This is a genomic window from Pseudomonas sp. KBS0710 (assembly GCF_005938045.2).
Classification (GTDB): Bacteria; Pseudomonadota; Gammaproteobacteria; order Pseudomonadales; family Pseudomonadaceae; genus Aquipseudomonas.
Map to the genome: position 1 here is coordinate 564,531 of NZ_VCCF02000001.1, position 18,238 is coordinate 582,768.

The 18,238-nt window shown below is 59.5% G+C and carries 19 protein-coding genes; 14 read left to right on the forward strand and 5 right to left on the reverse strand.

Annotated features, from left to right (window positions below; genetic code table 11):
• Positions 1 to 107: 107 nt before the first annotated feature.
• Together argJ and FFI16_RS02625 are read left to right on the forward strand one after the other, a co-directional pair.
• Positions 108 to 1,325: a bifunctional glutamate N-acetyltransferase/amino-acid acetyltransferase ArgJ gene (argJ, locus tag FFI16_RS02620; RefSeq protein WP_138814035.1), complete on the forward strand. Its 1,218-nt coding sequence runs from the start codon at positions 108 to 110 to the stop codon at positions 1,323 to 1,325.
• A 19-nt stretch (positions 1,326 to 1,344) separates the two neighbouring features.
• Positions 1,345 to 2,289, forward strand: coding sequence for a Nudix family hydrolase (locus tag FFI16_RS02625; protein ID WP_138814036.1), 945 nt, complete (start codon positions 1,345 to 1,347; stop codon positions 2,287 to 2,289).
• Between the two features lie 126 nt (positions 2,290 to 2,415).
• On the opposite strand, the gene FFI16_RS02635 is transcribed toward FFI16_RS02625, so the two are convergent.
• Genes FFI16_RS02635 through FFI16_RS02645 form a run of 3 tightly spaced genes read right to left on the reverse strand, consistent with a single transcriptional unit; the run spans position 2,416 to position 5,997 of the window.
• Positions 2,416 to 2,994, reverse strand: coding sequence for a cob(I)yrinic acid a,c-diamide adenosyltransferase (locus FFI16_RS02635; protein WP_138814038.1), 579 nt, complete (start codon positions 2,992 to 2,994; stop codon positions 2,416 to 2,418).
• 2 nt (positions 2,995 to 2,996) lie between these two features.
• Positions 2,997 to 5,033, reverse strand: coding sequence for an ATP-binding protein (locus tag FFI16_RS02640; protein WP_138814039.1), 2,037 nt, complete (start codon positions 5,031 to 5,033; stop codon positions 2,997 to 2,999).
• 46 nt (positions 5,034 to 5,079) lie between these two features.
• A complete protein-coding gene (locus FFI16_RS02645) occupies positions 5,080 to 5,997 on the reverse strand; it encodes a putative 2-dehydropantoate 2-reductase (protein ID WP_138814040.1) in 918 nt (305 codons plus the stop codon).
• 123 nt (positions 5,998 to 6,120) lie between these two features.
• Here FFI16_RS02645 and FFI16_RS02650 point away from each other — a divergent pair, with 123 nt between their 5' ends.
• Positions 6,121 to 6,606, forward strand: coding sequence for a YajQ family cyclic di-GMP-binding protein (locus tag FFI16_RS02650; RefSeq protein ID WP_003209785.1), 486 nt, complete (start codon positions 6,121 to 6,123; stop codon positions 6,604 to 6,606).
• 136 nt (positions 6,607 to 6,742) lie between these two features.
• Positions 6,743 to 7,585, forward strand: a complete 843-nt coding sequence (locus FFI16_RS02655) for a mechanosensitive ion channel family protein (RefSeq protein ID WP_138814041.1) — start codon at positions 6,743 to 6,745, stop codon at positions 7,583 to 7,585.
• Positions 7,586 to 7,776: 191 nt separating this feature from the next.
• Here FFI16_RS02655 and FFI16_RS02660 read toward each other — a convergent pair whose 3' ends face one another.
• Positions 7,777 to 9,048: an OprD family porin gene (locus tag FFI16_RS02660; protein WP_138814042.1), complete on the reverse strand. Its 1,272-nt coding sequence runs from the start codon at positions 9,046 to 9,048 to the stop codon at positions 7,777 to 7,779.
• Between the two features lie 741 nt (positions 9,049 to 9,789).
• On the opposite strand from FFI16_RS02660, the gene FFI16_RS02665 reads away from it, so the two are divergent.
• Together FFI16_RS02665 and FFI16_RS02670 are read left to right on the forward strand one after the other, a co-directional pair.
• A complete protein-coding gene (locus FFI16_RS02665) occupies positions 9,790 to 10,215 on the forward strand; it encodes an HIT domain-containing protein (RefSeq protein WP_138814043.1) in 426 nt (141 codons plus the stop codon).
• A 3-nt stretch (positions 10,216 to 10,218) separates the two neighbouring features.
• Entirely contained in the window at positions 10,219 to 10,425 is a 207-nt protein-coding gene (locus FFI16_RS02670; RefSeq protein ID WP_017139805.1) for a SlyX family protein, read from the forward strand.
• A gap of 84 nt (positions 10,426 to 10,509) precedes the next feature.
• Here the strand turns inward: FFI16_RS02670 and FFI16_RS30770 are convergent, their stop codons facing one another.
• Positions 10,510 to 11,112, reverse strand: a complete 603-nt coding sequence (locus tag FFI16_RS30770; protein ID WP_003193875.1) for a cold-shock protein — start codon at positions 11,110 to 11,112, stop codon at positions 10,510 to 10,512.
• Positions 11,113 to 11,544: 432 nt separating this feature from the next.
• On the opposite strand from FFI16_RS30770, the gene FFI16_RS02680 reads away from it, so the two are divergent.
• The 8 genes from FFI16_RS02680 to ruvB all read left to right on the forward strand — a co-directional run bounded on the left by FFI16_RS02680 (position 11,545) and on the right by ruvB (position 18,117).
• On the forward strand, positions 11,545 to 12,018 hold the full coding sequence (locus tag FFI16_RS02680; protein WP_003193874.1) for a Dps family protein: 474 nt from the start codon (positions 11,545 to 11,547) through the stop codon (positions 12,016 to 12,018).
• Positions 12,019 to 12,199: 181 nt separating this feature from the next.
• Complete coding sequence (locus FFI16_RS02685) at positions 12,200 to 12,541, forward strand: ribbon-helix-helix domain-containing protein (RefSeq protein WP_138814044.1); 342 nt, start codon at positions 12,200 to 12,202, stop codon at positions 12,539 to 12,541.
• 167 nt (positions 12,542 to 12,708) lie between these two features.
• Complete coding sequence (locus tag FFI16_RS02690) at positions 12,709 to 12,930, forward strand: FmdB family zinc ribbon protein (RefSeq protein ID WP_017139808.1); 222 nt, start codon at positions 12,709 to 12,711, stop codon at positions 12,928 to 12,930.
• A 107-nt stretch (positions 12,931 to 13,037) separates the two neighbouring features.
• Entirely contained in the window at positions 13,038 to 14,813 is a 1,776-nt protein-coding gene (aspS, locus tag FFI16_RS02695; protein ID WP_138814045.1) for an aspartate--tRNA ligase, read from the forward strand.
• 136 nt (positions 14,814 to 14,949) lie between these two features.
• Positions 14,950 to 15,696: a YebC/PmpR family DNA-binding transcriptional regulator gene (locus FFI16_RS02700; RefSeq protein WP_058422739.1), complete on the forward strand. Its 747-nt coding sequence runs from the start codon at positions 14,950 to 14,952 to the stop codon at positions 15,694 to 15,696.
• A 158-nt stretch (positions 15,697 to 15,854) separates the two neighbouring features.
• Positions 15,855 to 16,379 (forward strand): crossover junction endodeoxyribonuclease RuvC, encoded by a 525-nt coding sequence (ruvC, locus tag FFI16_RS02710; protein ID WP_032862494.1) that lies wholly within the window; start codon positions 15,855 to 15,857, stop codon positions 16,377 to 16,379.
• A 67-nt stretch (positions 16,380 to 16,446) separates the two neighbouring features.
• Positions 16,447 to 17,058 carry a Holliday junction branch migration protein RuvA gene (gene ruvA, locus FFI16_RS02715; RefSeq protein ID WP_056858571.1) on the forward strand — a complete coding sequence of 204 codons (612 nt, stop codon included), beginning with the start codon at positions 16,447 to 16,449 and terminating at the stop codon, positions 17,056 to 17,058.
• The gene (gene ruvB, locus FFI16_RS02720; protein ID WP_017139814.1) at positions 17,059 to 18,117 is read left to right on the forward strand and encodes a Holliday junction branch migration DNA helicase RuvB; all 1,059 of its coding nucleotides are present in this window, start codon (positions 17,059 to 17,061) and stop codon (positions 18,115 to 18,117) included.
• Positions 18,118 to 18,238 lie beyond the last annotated feature (121 nt).

Genomic DNA, 18,238 nt, shown 5'->3' on the forward strand with positions numbered 1-18,238 from the left:
GCAACACCCTGCGCCGCGACCGGCCTTTGCCGTCGCGGCGTTTTGCCATTAATTTCACCGTCGATCACGACGGCACAGACATCACCTATTTTTTAAGGAGCGCATTCATGGCTGTTGGTCTTGGTCCTTTGCCCACTTTGCACCCGGTCGCCGGTTTTGAACTCGGTATCGCTTCGGCCGGCATCAAGCGCCCAGGGCGCAAAGATGTAGTGGTGATGCGCTGTGCCGAAGGCTCGACGGTTGCGGGTGTGTTCACGCTCAACGCGTTTTGCGCCGCACCGGTAATCCTGGCCAAGCAACGCGTGGCCGGCTCGATCCGTTACCTGCTGACCAACACTGGCAATGCCAACGCCGGTACCGGCGAGCCAGGCCTGGTTGCCGCCGCGCGCACCTGCGCCAAACTGGCCCAGCTGACCGGCGTGGATGCCAGCCAAGTGCTGCCGTACTCCACCGGTGTGATCGGTGAGCCGCTGCCGGTGGAAAAAATCGAAGGTGCGCTGCAAGCCGCTTTGGACGACCTGTCTGTGGATAACTGGGCGGCTGCTGCCACCGGTATCATGACCACCGACACCTTGCCCAAAGGCGCGAGCCGCCAGTTTGTACACGATGGCGTGACCGTCACCGTCACCGGCATCAGCAAGGGCGCGGGCATGATCCGCCCGAACATGGCCACCATGCTCGGCTACATTGCCACCGACGCCAAAGTCTCTCGCGACGTATTGCAGCGCCTGATGCTCGACGGCGCCAACAAGTCGTTCAACCGCATCACCATCGATGGCGATACCTCGACCAACGACTGCTGCATGCTGATCGCCACCGGCCAGGCCAACCTGCCGGAAATCACCTCCACCGAGGGCGCGCTGTTCGCCGCATTGAAGCAGGCGGTGTTCGAGGTGTGTATGGACGTGGCCCAGGCCATCGTGCGTGACGGCGAGGGCGCAACCAAGTTTGTCACGGTTGAAGTCAACGGCGGCGGCAATCACCAGGAATGCCTGGATGTGGGTTACACCGTGGCCCACTCGCCACTGATCAAGACGGCACTGTTTGCTTCCGACCCAAACTGGGGCCGCATCCTCGCTGCCGTCGGCCGTGCCGGTGTGCCGGACCTGGACGTCAGCAAGATCGACGTCTTCCTTGGGGAGGTGTGCATTGCCAGCCGTGGTGCCCGCGCCGAAACCTACACCGAAGCCCAGGGCTCGGCGGTGATGCAGCAGGAAGAAATCACCATCCGCATTGAGTTGGGTCGCGGCGAGTGCAGCGAAACCATCTGGACCACCGACCTGTCCCACGAGTATGTGAAGATCAACGCGGAATACCGCACCTGACAGCCAAGAGGAAAGCCTGGTGAAACGAGTGCATGTAGCAGCCGCGGTGATCCGTGGCGTTGACGGCAGGATCCTGCTGGCACGCCGTGCCGATACCCAGCATCAAGGCGGCCTCTGGGAGTTTCCCGGCGGCAAGGTGGAGGCTGATGAGTCGGTCGTTGCCGCGTTGTCCCGCGAGTTGCAGGAAGAGCTTGGCATTGAGGTCACTACGGCGCGCCCGCTGATCAAAGTGCAGCATGACTACCCGGACAAGCAGGTGTTGCTGGATGTCTGGGAAGTCTCGGCCTTTACCGGCGAGCCCCACGGTGCCGAAGGGCAGCCGCTGGAATGGGTGATGCCACGGGACTTGCTCAACTATGAGTTCCCGGCGGCGAATGCACCGATTGTTGCAGCTGCCCGTTTGCCCGCTGAATACCTGATTACCCCGGGTGAGCTGGAAACGCCGACCCTGCTGCGGGGCATTCAAAAAGCCATTGCCGGTGGCATCAAGCTGATTCAACTGCGTGCGCCCAACGGTTACGACCCTAAATACCGTGACCTGGCGGTGGACGCGGTGGGCCTGTGTGCCGGCAAGGCGCAACTGATGCTTAAAGGGCCGTTCGAATGGCTGGGGGATTTCCCTGCCGCCGGCTGGCACATGACCTCGGCGCAATTGCGTAAATACGCGAGCAAAGGCCGCCCGCTGCCGAAGGATCGCTGGTTGGCGGCTTCTTGCCACAACGCAGAAGAGCTGGCGCTGGCAGTGATGATGGACGTGGATTTTGTCACGCTGTCGCCGGTGCAGCCGACCCAGACTCATCCTGATGCCCAGCCGTTGGGTTGGGAGCAGGCGGCAGAGCTGATCCGTGGGTTCAGCAAACCGGTGTTTCTGCTGGGCGGGGTAGGGCCGGCTGAGCGGGAACAGGCTTGGGCAGCCGGGGCTCAGGGTGTGGCAGGTATTCGCGCGTTCTGGCCTGAGGTTTGATGCTGTTCTGACTGGCCTCTTCGCGAGCAAGCCCGCTCCCACATTTAACCGAGTTCCACCTTTGGAATGCGGTCAAATGTGGGAGCGGGCTTGCTCGCGAAGGCGGCAGACCAGGCGCCGCGTTTTTCAGTGGGGCTTCGCCGCCGCCTGCCACAACACTTCCGCTACACCCTGGCGCTTGGCAATCACCCGCGCCGCCACAAACAACACATCCGACAACCGATTGATATACGCAAGCCCCACGCCTTCCAGCGGCTCAATCGCATTCAACTGCTGACACCGCCGCTCCGCACTGCGCGCCAGGCTTCGGCACACATGGGCCTGGGCAATCAACGCTGAACCGCCGGGCAAGATGAAGTTCTCCAGCGGCCCGACTTCCTCGTTCCAACGATCAATCGCCGCTTCCAGCCGGTCGACTTCTGCGGCATTCAACGCTTTGTACACGGGCATCGCCAACTCACCCCCCAAGTCGAACAAGCGGTGCTGGCACGGCGTAAGCACCTCGATTACCTCGTTGAGCTGCGGGTGCTTGCCGCTCTGTTCTTCAAGGCTGGCCAACAGCAAACCCAACTGACTGTTGAGCGTATCCACCTCGCCAATCGCCTCCACGCGAGGGTGATCCTTCGGCACGCGACGGCCATCGCCCAGGCCTGTCTCGCCCTTGTCGCCGGTGCGGGTGTAGATCTTCGACAGGCGAAAGCCCATGGTCATTGCTCCAGTTGAGTCAGTTCATAGGGTGGGATTTGGCTGCCGGCCAACGGCAGGCGCAACGTAAAACAGGTGCCCTGGCCGAGGGTGGAATGCACTTCCATCTGGCCTTTATGGTTGTTGGTGATGATGAAGTACGACACCGACAGCCCAAGCCCGGTGCCTTGGCCGATTTCCTTGGTGGTGAAGAACGGCTCGAACGTGCGTTTGCGCACGTTTTCGCTCATGCCGATGCCATTGTCTTCCACCTGGATCTCCGCCCACGGCGGGTTGAGGCGGGTGCGCAGGATAATGCGCCCCGGCTCGCTGTCGTCTTCACGCAGGTGAATGGCTTGCGCAGCGTTTTTCAGCAGGTTAAGCAGCACCTGTTCCAGCTCGTTGGCGGTACCCGGCACCGGGCCCAGTTGTGGGTCGAACTGGCGGATGATCGCCTGGCCCTTGAAGTCGAAGCCGATGGTCAGGTCGAAGTCGTTACCGGCAATTTCCACGGCCTGGTCGATCAGTGCCGGCAAATCGCAAGGCGCCATCTGGCGGTTGCTGCGGCGGCTGAAGCTGAGCATATGGGTGACGATTTTCGCCGCCCGCGCGCCGGCTTGCTGGATGCCGTCGAGCAATTGTGGGACTTCGCGGCCTTGCAGGTAGCGATTGACCGTCTCCAGTTCGATACCGGCCTGTTCGGCGTGTTCCAGGTTCTTGGGCAGCTCGGGAGACAGGCGCCGACGGATGTTCTGCACGTTATGCAGGATCGCCCCCAGCGGGTTGTTGATCTCATGGGCCATGCCTGCAGCCAGGCCGCCCACGGAGAGCATTTTTTCTGACTGCACCATCATTTCTTCCAGGGACAAACGCTGGGTGATGTCGTCGATACGGATCACCACGCCGCGCCCGGCACCGCCCATCAACGGGTAGAAGGTCAGGGCGTAATGCTTGGGTTCGTCGTCCTTGATCCAGGTGACGCGTTCGATGCGTTCGACCGTGTGCTGCTCCACCGTGGCCTTTATCTGCGGCAGGTACGGTTTGAGCGGCTGGAAGGCGAGGAAGATCGGCTGGTTCAGCGCTTCATCCAGGCGGGTGCCGGAAAGCGCCGTGGCTTCCTGGTTCCATTGGGTCACGTACAGCTGTTCATCCAGAGCGATCAGCGCCGACGGCATCGAGTCGATGATGCTGTTGAGGTAGTTCTGGAAACCGGTGAGCTTTTTCTCGATCTTGCTGCGCACCTGCACTTCCAGTTCCAGCTTGCGGTTGGTGTGGCGTGTTTCTTCGGCCAGGCCCTGGGCCTGGTCGTAGGCTGCCTGAGAGTCGTCCCGCGCACGTTTGAGCTGCTGCTCGCGGGCTTCGATACGCGACAGCATGGTGTTGAAGGCTTCGGCCAGGCTGCCGATTTCATCATGGTTGCCGCGCCCGGCACGCAGGGCGTAGTTCTCTTCGCGCGTGACCTGGCGTGAGAGCTCTTCCAACTCATGGATCGGGCGAGTGATCAGGCGTTTGATCTGGCGAGCGATGACCAGCCACAGCAATACGCTGAAAATCAGGATGCCGAGGCTGGCGGTCAATGTGCCGGTATAGAAGGCCACCGGCAACTCACTGCTGGCCACCAACAGCAAATGCCCGGACGGTTGGCCAGCGCGGGGCAGGGTGATGACCTGGTTGCTGCGAAATTCGGTGAGGCGCCAGGCTTCGATATGTCGGTAGTTTTCCGGCAGGTGCAGGCGGTTGCCGTGCTGCATCTGTGCGAGCAAGGTGCCTTCGCCGTCGTACAGCGCGGCGGCGCGCAAGGGTGAATAGCTGGTCAACTCATTGAGCAGGGCGTCGGCCTTGGCCGGAGACTCAAGGGCTTCGGCGGCGAGGGCGGGGTTTGACACCAATCGACCGATGGCCTGCAGCGCCTGGGGTGCCATGCTTTCCTGGGAAATCCAATAGGCGGCGCTGATAAACGTCAGGTTGGCCACCAGCAATACGGTGGTCAACAGCACCAGCAGGGCGGCCAGCAGTTTCTGCCCTACCGGTAGGTTTTCTAGACGCTGGCGCAGTGGCATCAGGTTTTTTCCAGGTGATAGACAGGTAGGCAGGGTAGCGCGTGCCTCAGTTGCTGGCCAATCCGCGTGAGTGCAAGTCGTCGACCAGGCGCGCCTGCAACTGTTGCAGATGCGGCAGCACCAATTGATGGCGCGCTGCCGCCTGGCACGCATAGCCGAGCAGATAGCTGATTTCGGTGCGACGGTTGTTGGCCACATCCTGATACATGGAGGAATAGTTGGCCGCGGTGGCCTGGATCACCCGTTCCACTTCGCTGTGCAAGTCTTGTGCGGCGGCGGGTTGGCCGCAACATTCGAGCAACTCGCTCAATTCGGCGCACACAGTCGCGACTTCACAGTGATGGGCTTGCAGGCCACCGTTGCGGCACTGGTAAAGCACGGTCAATGGGTTGATGGCGCAATTGAGCGCCAGCTTGCGCCACAAGCGCGTGAGGATGTCGGTGCTCCACTCATGGGGAATGCCAGCGGCGTGCAGGTCGTCCAGCCACAGTGGGGGAGCGGGGTGGCTGGAGTCCCCCAGCCAGGTAAAGCCGTGGCCGGCGAAGACCACGCGCCAATCGCCGTCGCGAAACGCGCCTTCGGTGCTGGAGGCAAAGATACAGCGGGCCTGGGGTAGTTGCGCGGCCACCGCATCCTGGCTGCCAAGGCCGTTTTGCAGCAGGATCAGTTCAGCGTCGGGTGCCAGTCGGTGTTGCAGCTGTGCGATGGCGCTTTGGGCGTCGTAGGCTTTGCACGCCACCAGCAGGCGATGAATCGGCTCGGGGCTGTCGGGTGTTTCGCCGATCACCGGGTAAGTATTTTCTAGGCTGTGTTCCACCAGGGTCAGGCCGCCCGCCTGGTGATAGCTGGCCAGGCGCGCGGCATCGCGCACTATCAGCCGCACGGGCAGGCCCGCGCGTGATAAACGCGTGGCCCAGAGGGTGCCCAGGCTGCCGGCGCCGAGAATATGCCAGGTGGTCGACATCAGTTTGTGCTCCGTAGGGTCGCCTGCGATGAATGGCGCGAAAGAACCGCTATAATGCCTCGGCATTTTAGCTTGGGCGCGCTCCATCTCTACTGAGCCCGCCCCTTATATTGGAGAAATGACATGCCTTCGTTCGACGTGGTATCCGAACTGGACAAACACGAAGTCACCAACGCCGTCGAAAACGCCGTCAAGGAACTGGACCGTCGCTATGACTTGAAGGGCAAGGGCAGCTTCGAGTTCAAGGAAAAGGAACTGACCGTCAACCTGACCGCTGAAGCCGATTTCCAGCTGGAAGCGATGATCGAAATCCTCAAGCTGTCGTTGGTCAAGCGCAAGATCGACGCACAGTGCCTTGAAATCAAGGACGCCTACGCCTCGGGCAAGCTGATGAAGCAGGAAGCCGTGCTCAAGGAAGGCATCGACAAGGAGCTGGCGAAGAAGATCGTCGCTCACGTCAAAGATGCCAAGTTGAAGGTCCAGGCCGCCATTCAGGGTGAGCAGGTACGTATCACCGGCAAGAAGCGTGACGACCTGCAAGAAGCCATAGCCGCCCTGCGCGCCAAGACCTTCGACATGCCGCTGCAGTTCAATAACTTCCGTGACTGATGGCACATTGGGGAACCTGTGGGCGTTTTTAACGTCCCACGCCCCAGAAACAGTGCCTACACTTGAGCCCTTCGGGGCTCATTTGCGTTTTAAGGCAGTCAATTAAGCCGCACATCCGCGCAACAGGAGAAGATAGATGGATTTAAACGCTGAAATGGATCACCTGATCAAGACCTCGCAGTCCTGGATCCCCATGATCATGGAATACGGCAGCCGCGTGTTGCTGGCGGTGATCACCCTAGCCATCGGCTGGTGGCTGATCAACGTATTGACCCACCGCGTGGGGCGCTTGCTGGCGCTGCGTAACGCCGACCTGGCGTTGCAGCACTTCATCACCAGCCTTGCGAACATTGCGCTGAAAGTCATGCTGATCGTCAGTGTGGCCTCGATGATCGGCGTGGCCACCACCTCGTTTGTCGCCGCGATCGGTGCCGCCACCCTGGCCATCGGCCTGGCGTTGCAGGGCAGCCTGGCGAACTTTGCCGGTGGCGTGCTGATTCTGCTGTTCCGCCCGTTCCGCATTGGTGACTGGATCGAAGCCCAGGGCACGTCCGGGACTGTCGACAGCATCCAGATCTTCCACACCGTGCTGCGTACTGGCGACAACAAGACCGTGATCGTGCCCAACGGCATTCTGTCCAACGGCATCATCACCAACACCAACCGTCAGCCGACCCGCAAAGTAGTGTTTGATGTGGGTGTCGACTACGAAGCCGATCTGCAGAAGGCCCGTGAAGTGCTGTTGGAGCTGGCCAAAGACCCACGCGTACTGGCCGACCCGGCGCCTGTGGCCGTGGTGTCGACCTTGGGTGACAGTTCGATCACTGTCTCCCTGCGTTGCTGGACCAATACCCCGGATTATTGGGACGTGGTGTTTATGCTCAATGAACTGGCGCGTGATCGTTTGAAAGGCGCGGGTATTGATATTCCGTTTCCACAGCGAGTTATTCGCGTGATGCAAGAACCGCTTGCCAAATAACTAAGCGGCAGGCTGTCGAACTTGGCCGATAGGTCAGGTTCGACACCTGAGGTTAGTTTAGTTACTTAGCTTGCTAGTTATTTTTTCTTTGTAATAAAGCTGAAACAAAAAAGCCGCTCCCTTGCAAAACAGGGGAGCGGCTTTTTAATTAAGGCCCAAGCCTTAAGTCATCATTGTAATTAAATGGCTAATTACAAGATGTTCAGCGGGTATTGCGCGATCAGACGCAGTTCGTCGATCGACGCCGAACCGTAGTACACGCCATCAGACGAACGATAGGTCGCTTGACGAACGCGCAGGCTCAGGTCTTTTGCCGGGCCGCTCTGAACCACGTACTTGGCTTCGATGTCACGTTCCCACTCTTTGCCGTTCGAAGTGGTGCCAGTGTTGGCGCCGCTACCGCTGACATAACGAGTCATGAAGCTCAGGCCTGGCACGCCGAAAGTGGCCATGTTCAGGTCGTAGCGAGCTTGCCAGGATTTTTCGTCTTCAGCGTTGAAGTCGGAACGGGCAATGGAGTTGGCCAGGAAAATCGTGCCGCCGCCGTCTACGCCGTAGCCGTAGTCACCGTCGCCGCTGACTTTCTGGTAGGCCAGGGTGAAGGTGTGAGCCTGGATGGTGTACGCGCCTTGCAAGCTGTACGCACGGTTATCCAGCTTGGTGGTGTTGTCTTTTTCTGCGCGTTGCAGGCCAAGACCATCGCTTTTGGTGCTGTAGATGTTGAAGTCAACGGCCAGGGACTGTTCGTTGCTCAGCGCGTGAGTCCAGTTCAGGTTGGCGTAGGTTTTCTTCCAGTAGTCTTCAGTCTTCGCGTAGTAAAGGCTGGCGCTGACTTCCGGCGTCAGGGCGTAGACACCACCGATGAAGTCGGTTTTGGTCAGGCCCAGGCTGTCATGGAACGTCTGTGCTTGTGCCACGCTCGAGGTGAAGTGACCGCCTTCGAGTTTCAGGCCCTTGATCTCGTTGCTGGTGATCGAGATACCTTGCGGCAGCTCTGGCAGCAGGCGGCTGTCGTCGGAAGCGAACACAGGCGCGGTGGTGTACTGGTCGCCGACTTTAAGCACGGTGTCGGAGATGCGGAACTTAACGGCGCCGCCGCCTTTGGAGTAGTCGTCTTGCGAGCGACCGTCGGCCCCGGTAGGGAACAGGCCAGTGCCCGAACGACCCTTGCCGCTGTCCAGTTTCACGCCCAGCAGGCCGATCACGTCAACACCGACACCGATGGTGCCTTGGGTGTAGCCCGACTGGAACAGGCCGTTGAAGCCCAGGCCGGTTTCGTTGACGCGGCTTTTGCCGGTGTCGTTGTTACGGAAGTCGCGACCGAAGTTCAGGAGGCGAGTGTTGATGCTTAAAGTGCTGTCTTCAACAAAGCCCTTGGAATCGTCCTGGGCGGACGCCATTGCGAACTGCGAGGTGCCTGCTGATACAGCCAGGGCGATCATGCTCCACTTCATCACGCGCATCGTGATTTGCTCCTTTGGTTTTAGGAAGAGTACTGCCGTCCCACCTGTATTTTTATCTGGGCGGCTCTTTCTTTTTTGTGTCGGCGCAAAGTTATATCACGCAGACCCTATTGACGATACTTACTCATCTATCCTTTCAGCTTCTTTACGAGGCTGTCGTAAATTGCTATTTCCCTGTCGCAAATTCACAGCCCGAGTGTCACCAGGCTGACAACTAAAGTGCAGTATTCATACCCCTTGCGAAGTTTGAACTCATCCTTGAAATGCACCTGAACGCTACTGTTTCTTATCGCGTAACACCTGTATCCAAACGGGTGCCGTTGCCGACGATACGGGTGTGAATGCAACAAGCGTGCACAAAGCGGTAACCGAATGTCATTTTTTCGTGAAAAACGTTACGGCCGTGTAAAAACCGCATAAGCACGGGCTTTTTACGTCGTTTGGTTTGGGCTTGACGCCCCGCTGAAACACCCTTTGGGAGGTACAAAAATCCTGTGCCAGGGCAAAGCGTTACCGGTTCACCCCTTGAGTGGGTAATTGGCGGATCCCTTTGAGGCACGGGTGGGTCATTTTGGTGCATCCCCCTGAGGCCCGATTTAGCGTAGCTCAAATATTTGCCTGCCTCGAAAGGGTGCGTACTTTTTTGCCCGGTTGCCTCAACGCTCCCGCATTCGCCGTGAAGCCTTGGGCATTCGAAGGTATGCTGGGCACCTGAAATTGACCTGCCGAACGGAGTGCCGCGTGTTCGCCTTAGACCAACGCCTGCAACAAGACACACTGGCCATTGGGGACTTCCCGCTCTGCCGCCTGCTGCTGTCCAACGACGCCAATTACCCCTGGTTCATCCTGGTGCCGCGCATAGACGGTATCAGCGAAGTGTTTCAACTGGATGTCGCCGATCAACACCGGTTGTGGCAAGAGACGACCGCCCTGGCGCAGTTGCTTAATGAAGGGCTGGCGGCCGACAAGATGAACATCGGCGCGCTGGGTAATGTGGTCAGCCAGTTGCACGTGCATGTGATTGTGCGCAAACGTGACGATGCGGCCTGGCCGGCACCGGTCTGGGGCAAACACCCGGCCCGGCCTTATACCGATGAGCAGGTGGCGGCGATTCGCAGCCAATTGCGCGGGTTACTGCCTGCCGACTTCATCTTTACCCAGGACTGAATCATGGACCTGCAAGACCGCGTTACCGATCTGGAAAGCCGCCTGGCCTTCCAGGACGACACCATCGAGACCCTCAATGACATCCTGGTCACCCAGCAGCGTGCGGTGGAGCGCCTGCAAATGCAGATGACGGCGCTGCTCAAGCGCCAGGAAGAAATGGGCGGGCAGTTCGAGACCTCCGAAGAAGAAGCGCCGCCGCCACATTATTAAGTGGCCTTGGTTAAATAGCCGTGCATAAAAAACCGCGATCCAGCTCAGCCGGATCGCGGTTTTTTTATGCGCTGCGGGTAGGTGTCAGCGACGCGGCAAGGCCGCAATCACGTCTTCGGCTTGCAGGCCTTTGTCGCGGTTCATGACGGAGAACTCCACGCGCTGGCCTTCGACCAGTACGCGATGGCCTTCGCCACGGATGGCCCGGAAGTGGACGAAGATATCGTCGCCCGAATCGCGGGAAATAAAGCCGAAGCCTTTGGAGGTGTTGAACCACTTGACGGTCCCGGTATCCCGGTTGGTCATGTCGTAGTTTTGCGACGCCGCGGCAGGCGACGAACGGTAGAAGCTGATGGCCAGGTGAAGAACGATGGCGACCACAGCAATCACCAGGCTGAGCAGGATGGCCGGGTGGCCGCCCACTTCAGGCATAGGTGCCAGGAGGGTGAGGGTTTGCACGACAACGGTCAGTACCAACAGCGCGCTGACCAGGTTTTGCAGTTGATGACGCGTGCCTTTGTTCCAGTAAGGGATTACCGGTGCGAGCGTCAGGTTAAGAAGGCCGAACAAGGCCAGGTACAGGGCGTCGTGTTGTTCCAGGTACGGCAGGCTTTCAGGCTGCAGACTCGGAATAAAGGACAGCAGCAACGCTGCAACGCCCGTCAGGAGGTGGACGATTTTCAACATTTTGATTAACTCACGTTAAGACGGATCACAAGGAAGAGCTGACTGGCACGGTTCGCTTCTGAACAATGGGAGGCGTTGGGCACGTGCGCGGGTATCAGCCTATGTGGTGCGCCGCAGAAATAAACGGCAACCACACGCCGTCTATTTAACAGCAAAGGCTGTGCCTACTCAAATCAAGCATTTCGGGGTGTTGCCAGCGCCATGGCATTTCTGCGTCAAACGCTTGTCCTAGACACTGGCGGGCGTTGCGAGCGGTAATTTCAGCGTTTCGCGACTCGTCACACAGGTTAGCCCGTCGCTGACAGGCGCAGATGTGGAGAGGGGCGATATGTCGCACGCTGCCTGCGTGTGCCTGGCTGCACACCGCCGGCACTCTTGCTAGAGTGGACCTGCACCTGATCAATGAATGTTCGTCAATTGAAGGGGAAAGACATGGCAATCGATATTGGTATCAGTGAAGAAGACCGTAAATCCATCGTCGATGGGCTTTCACGGCTGCTGTCCGATACCTATGTACTGTATTTGAAAACCCACAACTTCCACTGGAACGTCACGGGCCCCATGTTTCGTACGCTGCACTTGATGTTCGAGGAGCAGTACAACGAACTCGCGCTGGCGGTGGACTCCATTGCCGAGCGTATCCGCGCCCTGGGCTTTCCGGCGCCGGGTGCCTATTCGATCTATGCGCGGCTGTCTTCGATCAAGGAAGAAGAGGGCGTGCCCAGCGCCGAAGAGATGATCAAGCAACTGGTGGCCGGCCAGGAAGCCGTCACGCGCACCGCACGCGGCATTTTCCCGTTGCTCGACAAGGTCAGCGACGAGCCGACCGCCGACCTGTTGACCCAGCGCATGCAAGTTCACGAGAAAACCGCGTGGATGCTGCGTTCCTTGCTTGAGAACCAGTAAAAGCACCCCCTGAGTGGCGCCTCCCTGGCGCCGCTCGCTTGTTTCTCCGCACTTCCTGGCGTTGTCCTACAACTTTCCAATCCGCGTCTTCTGGCTGCCCCACTCGCCCTGCTGTTTTATAGGCTCACTGCCCAATGGGAGAAACCCATGGGCTGCTGTTTGGCAATGGAGTGTCAGGTGTATGTCACGCGGAGTGGGTAATGGAGTGATGGAGACCACTGGTTTTCACAAGATAAAGGTCGACCCCTTTGCCAAAGGGTTCGACATGGGACTGGCCAAGCCATTGTCCCGGTCGGTCAGGCTCAACGGGTTTTCCACCTGCCTGCGTCTGGAGCAGATCTATTGGAATATCCTCACGGAGATAGCCAGGATCAATGCCTGTTCAGTCAGCGCGTTGTTGTCGTACGTCGATCGGGAAGTGCATTTGCGTTACGGGGGAGTGAAGAACTTCAGCGGGCTGGTGCGGGTCGTGTGCGTGGTCCACGTATTAAAAGATCGCGCCAGCGCCACGGGCCTGGATTAAACCGCCGGTTACGAAGCGGCCCGCCGTCAAGGCGGGCCGGGCTTCGGGCAGAAAGCCGGCTGCACTGTGTCGATTTACCAGATATAATCCCGCGCTTTGCTGCGCGTCCCTGGCTTATCCACAGGGTGGGCGTGGTGCAGTTACGATCTGATCGCCGAGACATCTCCATGCCCATGTACGACTATCAATGTGCTTCCTGTGGTCATCAGTTGGAAGCCATTCAGAAGATCAGCGCCGCGCCGCTGGTCGATTGCCCAGCCTGCCAGGCACCTGAGCTGAAGAAGATGTTGTCCATGCCGGGCTTCCGCCTGAGCGGCGGCGGCTGGTATGAGACCGACTTCAAGACCGGCGCCAAGAAGAATCTGGCGGGCGGCGACAAAGCAGACTGAGTTGAACTCTACGCGCAGGCTCCTGCATTATCCGTCCCCTGCTTAACTGTACGGTGACGAGGCGAGCCTCCATCGAATTTCGAATTACGAGAAGTGAAACCACTACCATGATGCGCAGCCACTATTGCGGCCAACTGAACGAGACCCTGGATGGTCAGGAAATCACCCTTTGCGGATGGGTTCACCGTCGCCGCGACCACGGCGGGGTCATTTTCCTCGATATCCGTGATCGTGATGGTCTGGCCCAAGTGGTGTTCGACCCGGACCGCGCCGAGAGCTTCGCCGCCGCCGACCGCGTGCGCAGCGAATACGTCGTTAAAATCACCGGCAAGGTGCGCCTGCGCCCGGCCGGTGCTGTAAACGCCAACATGGCCTCCGGCGCCATCGAAGTGCTGGGTTATGAGCTGGAAGTGCTGAACGAGTCGGAAACCCCGCCGTTCCCACTCAACGAATACTCCGACGTGGGCGAAGAAACTCGCCTGCGCTACCGCTTCCTGGACCTGCGTCGTCCGGAAATGGCCGAGAAGCTGCGCCTGCGTTCGCGCATGACCACCAGCATCCGCCGCTTCCTCGACGAAAACGGCTTCCTCGACGTCGAAACGCCGATCCTGACCCGGGCCACCCCGGAAGGCGCGCGTGACTACCTGGTGCCAAGCCGTACCCACGCCGGTTCGTTCTTCGCATTGCCGCAATCGCCGCAGCTGTTCAAACAACTGCTGATGGTTGCCGGCTTCGACCGTTACTACCAGATCGCCAAGTGCTTCCGTGACGAAGACCTGCGCGCTGACCGCCAGCCTGAATTCACCCAGATCGACATCGAGACCAGCTTCCTCGATGAAAAAGAGATCATGGGCCTGACCGAGCAAATGATCCGCAACCTGTTCAAGGAAGTGCTGGACCTGGAGTTCGGCGAATTCCCGCACATGACCTTCGAAGAAGCCATGCGCCGTTACGGTTCCGACAAGCCAGACCTGCGTAACCCGCTGGAACTGGTGGACGTGGCCGACCAGCTCAAAGCAGTCGACTTCAAGGTATTCAGCGGCCCGGCCAACGACCCTAAATGCCGCATCGCCGCCCTGCGCGTGCCTGGCGGCGCGAGCATGCCGCGCAAGCAGATCGACGACTACACCAAGTTTGTCGGCATCTACGGTGCCAAAGGCCTGGCGTACATCAAGGTCAACGAGCGCGCCAATGGCGTTGACGGCCTGCAATCGCCGATCGTCAAAAACATTCCGTTGGACAACCTCAACGCGATCCTGGACCGCGTCGGTGCAGTCGATGGCGACATCGTGTTCTTTGGTGCCGACAAGGCCAAGATCGTCAGCGAGGCCCTGGGCGCGCTGCGCATCAAGCTCGGTCACGACCTGGACCTGCTGACCTGCAAGTGGGCACCGATGTGGGTCATCGACTTCCCGATGTTCGAAGAGAACGACGACGGCAGCTTCAGCGCCTTGCACCACCCGTTCACCGCGCCGAAGTGCTCGCCTGAAGAGTTGGAAGCCAACCCGGCCGGTGCTCTGTCGCGCGCCTACGACATGGTGCTCAACGGCACCGAGCTGGGTGGCGGTTCGATCCGTATTCACCGCAAAGAGATGCAGCAAGCGGTGTTCCGCCTGTTGGGCATCAACGAAGCGGAACAGGAAGAGAAGTTCGGCTTCCTGCTCGACGCCCTCAAGTACGGTGCGCCGCCGCACGGTGGCTTGGCGTTCGGCCTGGACCGTCTGGTGATGCTGATGACCGGCGCCCAGTCGATCCGTGAAGTGATCGCCTTCCCGAAAACCCAGAGTGCTGCGGACGTCATGACCCAGGCGCCGGGCGTAGTGGATGCCAAGGCGTTGCGCGAACTGCACATCCGTCTGCGCGAGGCGCCGAAGGCTGAGTAAGGCTGCGGCGTGAAAGCGCAATAAGGTTTTACGCAGTCAAAAAGGCGCATCTTCGGATGCGCCTTTGCGTTTAAAAGAGGGAATTCCTGCCTGGGGCGGGATTGATAAGGTTTCTAGAGAATTTCGGAGTTGTGTTATGGCTGGCCATTCCAAGTGGGCGAACATCAAGCACCGCAAAGAGCGTCAGGATGCCAAGAAAGGCAAGATCTTCACCAAGTGGATTCGCGAACTGACTGTCGCCGCCCGCCAAGGCGGTGGTGACCCAGGTTCCAACCCGCGTCTGCGCCTGGCGCTGGACAAGGCCTTGGGCGCAAACATGAGCCGCGACATCATCGATCGCGCCGTGGCCCGTGGTGCCGGCGCTGCCGACACCGACGACATGGTCGAGCTGAGCTACGAAGGCTACGGCCCGGGCGGCGTGGCGGTGATGGTCGAGTGCATGACCGACAACCGCAACCGCACGGCGGCGGCCGTGCGCCATGCCTTCAGTAAATGTGGCGGCAACCTGGGCACCGATGGCTCGGTGGCTTATCTGTTCGAGCGCAAAGGGCAGATCACGTTTGCGCCTGGCACCGATGAAGACGCCTTGATGGAAGCCGCGATGGAGGCGGACGCCGACGACGTGGTAACCAACGAAGACGGTTCCATCGACGTGTTCACCTCGTTTGCCGGCTTCTATGCGGTACGTAACGCGCTGGAAGCCGCTGGTTTCAAAGGCACCGACGCGGAAATCGTGATGCTGCCCACCACCAGCGCCGAGCTGGACCTGGACGGTGCACAGAAAGTACTGAAGATGCTGGACATGCTCGAAGACCTGGATGATGTGCAGAACGTCTACTCGAATGCCGACATCCCGGAAGAAGTGGCAGCACAGCTAGTCTGAGGGATGATGTAGATCAAAATGTGGGAGCGGGCTTGCTCGCGAAAGCGGTGTTTCAGTCAACTCATATACTGACTGACAGATCGCTTTCGCGAGCAAGCCCGCTCCCACATTGGATCTTCTCTGTATAAGAAAATGTGTTTACCCAACCCGCAGGCGTTATGACTTTAATCCTTGGTATCGACCCCGGTTCGCGCATCACCGGTTTTGGCGTGGTGCAACACACTCCGCGTGGCTGCATCTACGTCGCCTCCGGCTGCATCCGCACCGGCGCGGGTGAGTTGGCCGAGCGCCTGCAAATTGTGTATCGCGGCGTGCGTGAAGTGATCCAGACCTACGGGCCGGTCACCATGGGCATCGAAAAAGTCTTCATGGCCAAAAACGCCGATTCTGCCTTAAAGCTCGGCCAGGCCCGTGGCGCTGCTATTGTGGCCGGTGCGGAGGAGGGCATGGAAATCGCCGAATACACCGCGACCCAGGTCAAGCAGGCGGTGGTCGGCACCGGCGCGGCGAATAAAGAGCAGGTGCAGATGATGGTCATGCACATGCTCAAGCTCACCTCAAAGCCGCAAATCGACGCCTCCGACGCCCTGGCCATTGCCATTTGCCATGCGCATACGCGCTCCAGCCTCTTGCCACATGGCCTGGGCACTGCACGCAGTCGTGGCGGGCGGCTGCGTCTCTGATAGCATCAGCGCAATCGTAATTTCCGGTCAGGCCGTGTTCTGACCCCAAGCTTTAAGGATCTGAACCGTGATTGGACGCTTGCGCGGCACCCTGGCTGAGAAACAGCCGCCGCACCTGATTCTGGATGTAAATGGGTTGGGGTATGAGCTGGAAGTGCCCATGACCACCCTGTATCGCCTGCCCTCGATTGGCGAGCCGATTACCCTGCACACCCATTTGGTGGTGCGCGAAGATGCGCAATTGCTCTATGGTTTCATTGGCAAGCGTGACCGCGACTTCTTCCGTGAGCTGATTCGCCTCAATGGCGTAGGGCCAAAGCTGGCGCTGGCGTTGATGTCGAGCCTGGAAGTGGACGAACTGGTGCGCGCCGTGTCGGCCCAGGACACGTCAGCGTTGACCAAGGTGCCCGGTGTCGGCAAAAAAACCGCCGAGCGCCTGCTGGTCGAACTCAAGGACCGTTTCAAGGCCTGGGAAGTAGTGCCGAACATGTTTGCCCTGGTACCGAACCAGCCGGACATGCCGGCCGGCCAAGTCGCCAGTGCCGAAAGCGATGCCGTCAGCGCGCTGATTTCCCTGGGCTACAAACCCCAGGAGGCCAGCAAAGCCGTATCGGCCATCAAGGACAAGAACCTGAGCAGCGAAGACATGATCCGCCGAGCCCTGAAGGGAATGATTTAAGTGATTGAAGCTGATCGTCTGATCGCGGCCACCGGCCCGCGCGACCGAGAAGAAGTCCAGGACCGCGCCATTCGCCCCGTCAGCCTTGCCGACTATATCGGCCAGCCGACCGTGCGCGAGCAGATGGAGTTGTTTATCCAGGCGGCGCGCGGGCGCAACGAGTCCCTTGACCATACGCTGATCTTCGGTCCGCCGGGCCTGGGCAAGACCACCCTGGCGATGATCATCGCCCAGGAGATGGGCGTGTCGATCAAGTCCACCTCCGGGCCGGTGCTGGAGCGTCCGGGCGACCTGGCCGCGCTGCTGACCAACCTTGAGCCGCACGACGTGCTGTTTATCGACGAGATTCACCGGCTCTCGCCGATCGTCGAGGAAGTGCTGTACCCGGCGATGGAGGACTTTCAGCTCGACATCATGATCGGCGAAGGCCCGGCCGCTCGCTCGATCAAGCTCGACTTGCCGCCGTTCACGCTGGTCGGCGCCACCACACGTGCCGGGATGTTGACCAACCCGCTGCGAGACCGTTTCGGCATTGTTCAACGTCTAGAGTTCTATAGCACGGCGGATCTGGCGACGATTGTCAGCCGTTCGGCGGGCATTCTGGGGTTGCCGCTGGACCCGGAAGGTGCGTTCGAAATCGCCCGCCGCGCCCGTGGCACGCCGCGTATCGCCAACCGCTTGCTGCGTCGTGTGCGCGATTTTGCCGAAGTGCGGGCCAAGGGGCATATCACCAAAGCCGTGGCGGATTTGGCCTTGAACCTGCTGGATGTGGACGAGCACGGCTTCGACCATCAGGATCGACGTCTACTCTTGACCATGATCGAGAAGTTCGACGGCGGTCCGGTCGGCGTGGACAGCCTGGCCGCGGCGATCAGTGAAGAGCGCCATACCATTGAGGATGTGCTGGAGCCCTACCTGATCCAGCAAGGTTACATCATGCGTACGCCAAGGGGCCGCGTGGTCACGCGCCACGCGTATTTGCACTTCGGGTTAAACATTCCGTCACGATTGGGCGAGATGCCTGTAGTAGACGAATTCCTCGATGCAGTGGACGATTAATAACACCACGCCAGACGATTTATCTGAAGTTTGTGCTGTCCTAGTGGCTGGTGTCGTCATTCAGTCGTTAGAAATGCTGAATAGAATGCAAAAACAGTTGCCCAGCCGGATTGGCAACCTG

Coding starts and splice junctions, on each gene's coding strand:
- aspS (WP_138814045.1), top strand. CDS start 13,038: ATGATGCGCAGCCACTATTGCGGCCAACTGAACGAGACCCTGGATGGT.
- FFI16_RS30770 (WP_003193875.1), bottom strand. CDS start 11,112: ATGTTGAAAATCGTCCACCTCCTGACGGGCGTTGCAGCGTTGCTGCTG.
- FFI16_RS02640 (WP_138814039.1), bottom strand. CDS start 5,033: ATGCCACTGCGCCAGCGTCTAGAAAACCTACCGGTAGGGCAGAAACTG.
- FFI16_RS02655 (WP_138814041.1), top strand. CDS start 6,743: ATGGATTTAAACGCTGAAATGGATCACCTGATCAAGACCTCGCAGTCC.
- FFI16_RS02690 (WP_017139808.1), top strand. CDS start 12,709: ATGCCCATGTACGACTATCAATGTGCTTCCTGTGGTCATCAGTTGGAA.
- FFI16_RS02660 (WP_138814042.1), bottom strand. CDS start 9,048: ATGCGCGTGATGAAGTGGAGCATGATCGCCCTGGCTGTATCAGCAGGC.
- FFI16_RS02685 (WP_138814044.1), top strand. CDS start 12,200: ATGTCACGCGGAGTGGGTAATGGAGTGATGGAGACCACTGGTTTTCAC.
- FFI16_RS02645 (WP_138814040.1), bottom strand. CDS start 5,997: ATGTCGACCACCTGGCATATTCTCGGCGCCGGCAGCCTGGGCACCCTC.
- ruvC (WP_032862494.1), top strand. CDS start 15,855: ATGACTTTAATCCTTGGTATCGACCCCGGTTCGCGCATCACCGGTTTT.
- FFI16_RS02670 (WP_017139805.1), top strand. CDS start 10,219: ATGGACCTGCAAGACCGCGTTACCGATCTGGAAAGCCGCCTGGCCTTC.
- FFI16_RS02680 (WP_003193874.1), top strand. CDS start 11,545: ATGGCAATCGATATTGGTATCAGTGAAGAAGACCGTAAATCCATCGTC.
- FFI16_RS02635 (WP_138814038.1), bottom strand. CDS start 2,994: ATGGGCTTTCGCCTGTCGAAGATCTACACCCGCACCGGCGACAAGGGC.
- FFI16_RS02700 (WP_058422739.1), top strand. CDS start 14,950: ATGGCTGGCCATTCCAAGTGGGCGAACATCAAGCACCGCAAAGAGCGT.
- argJ (WP_138814035.1), top strand. CDS start 108: ATGGCTGTTGGTCTTGGTCCTTTGCCCACTTTGCACCCGGTCGCCGGT.
- FFI16_RS02650 (WP_003209785.1), top strand. CDS start 6,121: ATGCCTTCGTTCGACGTGGTATCCGAACTGGACAAACACGAAGTCACC.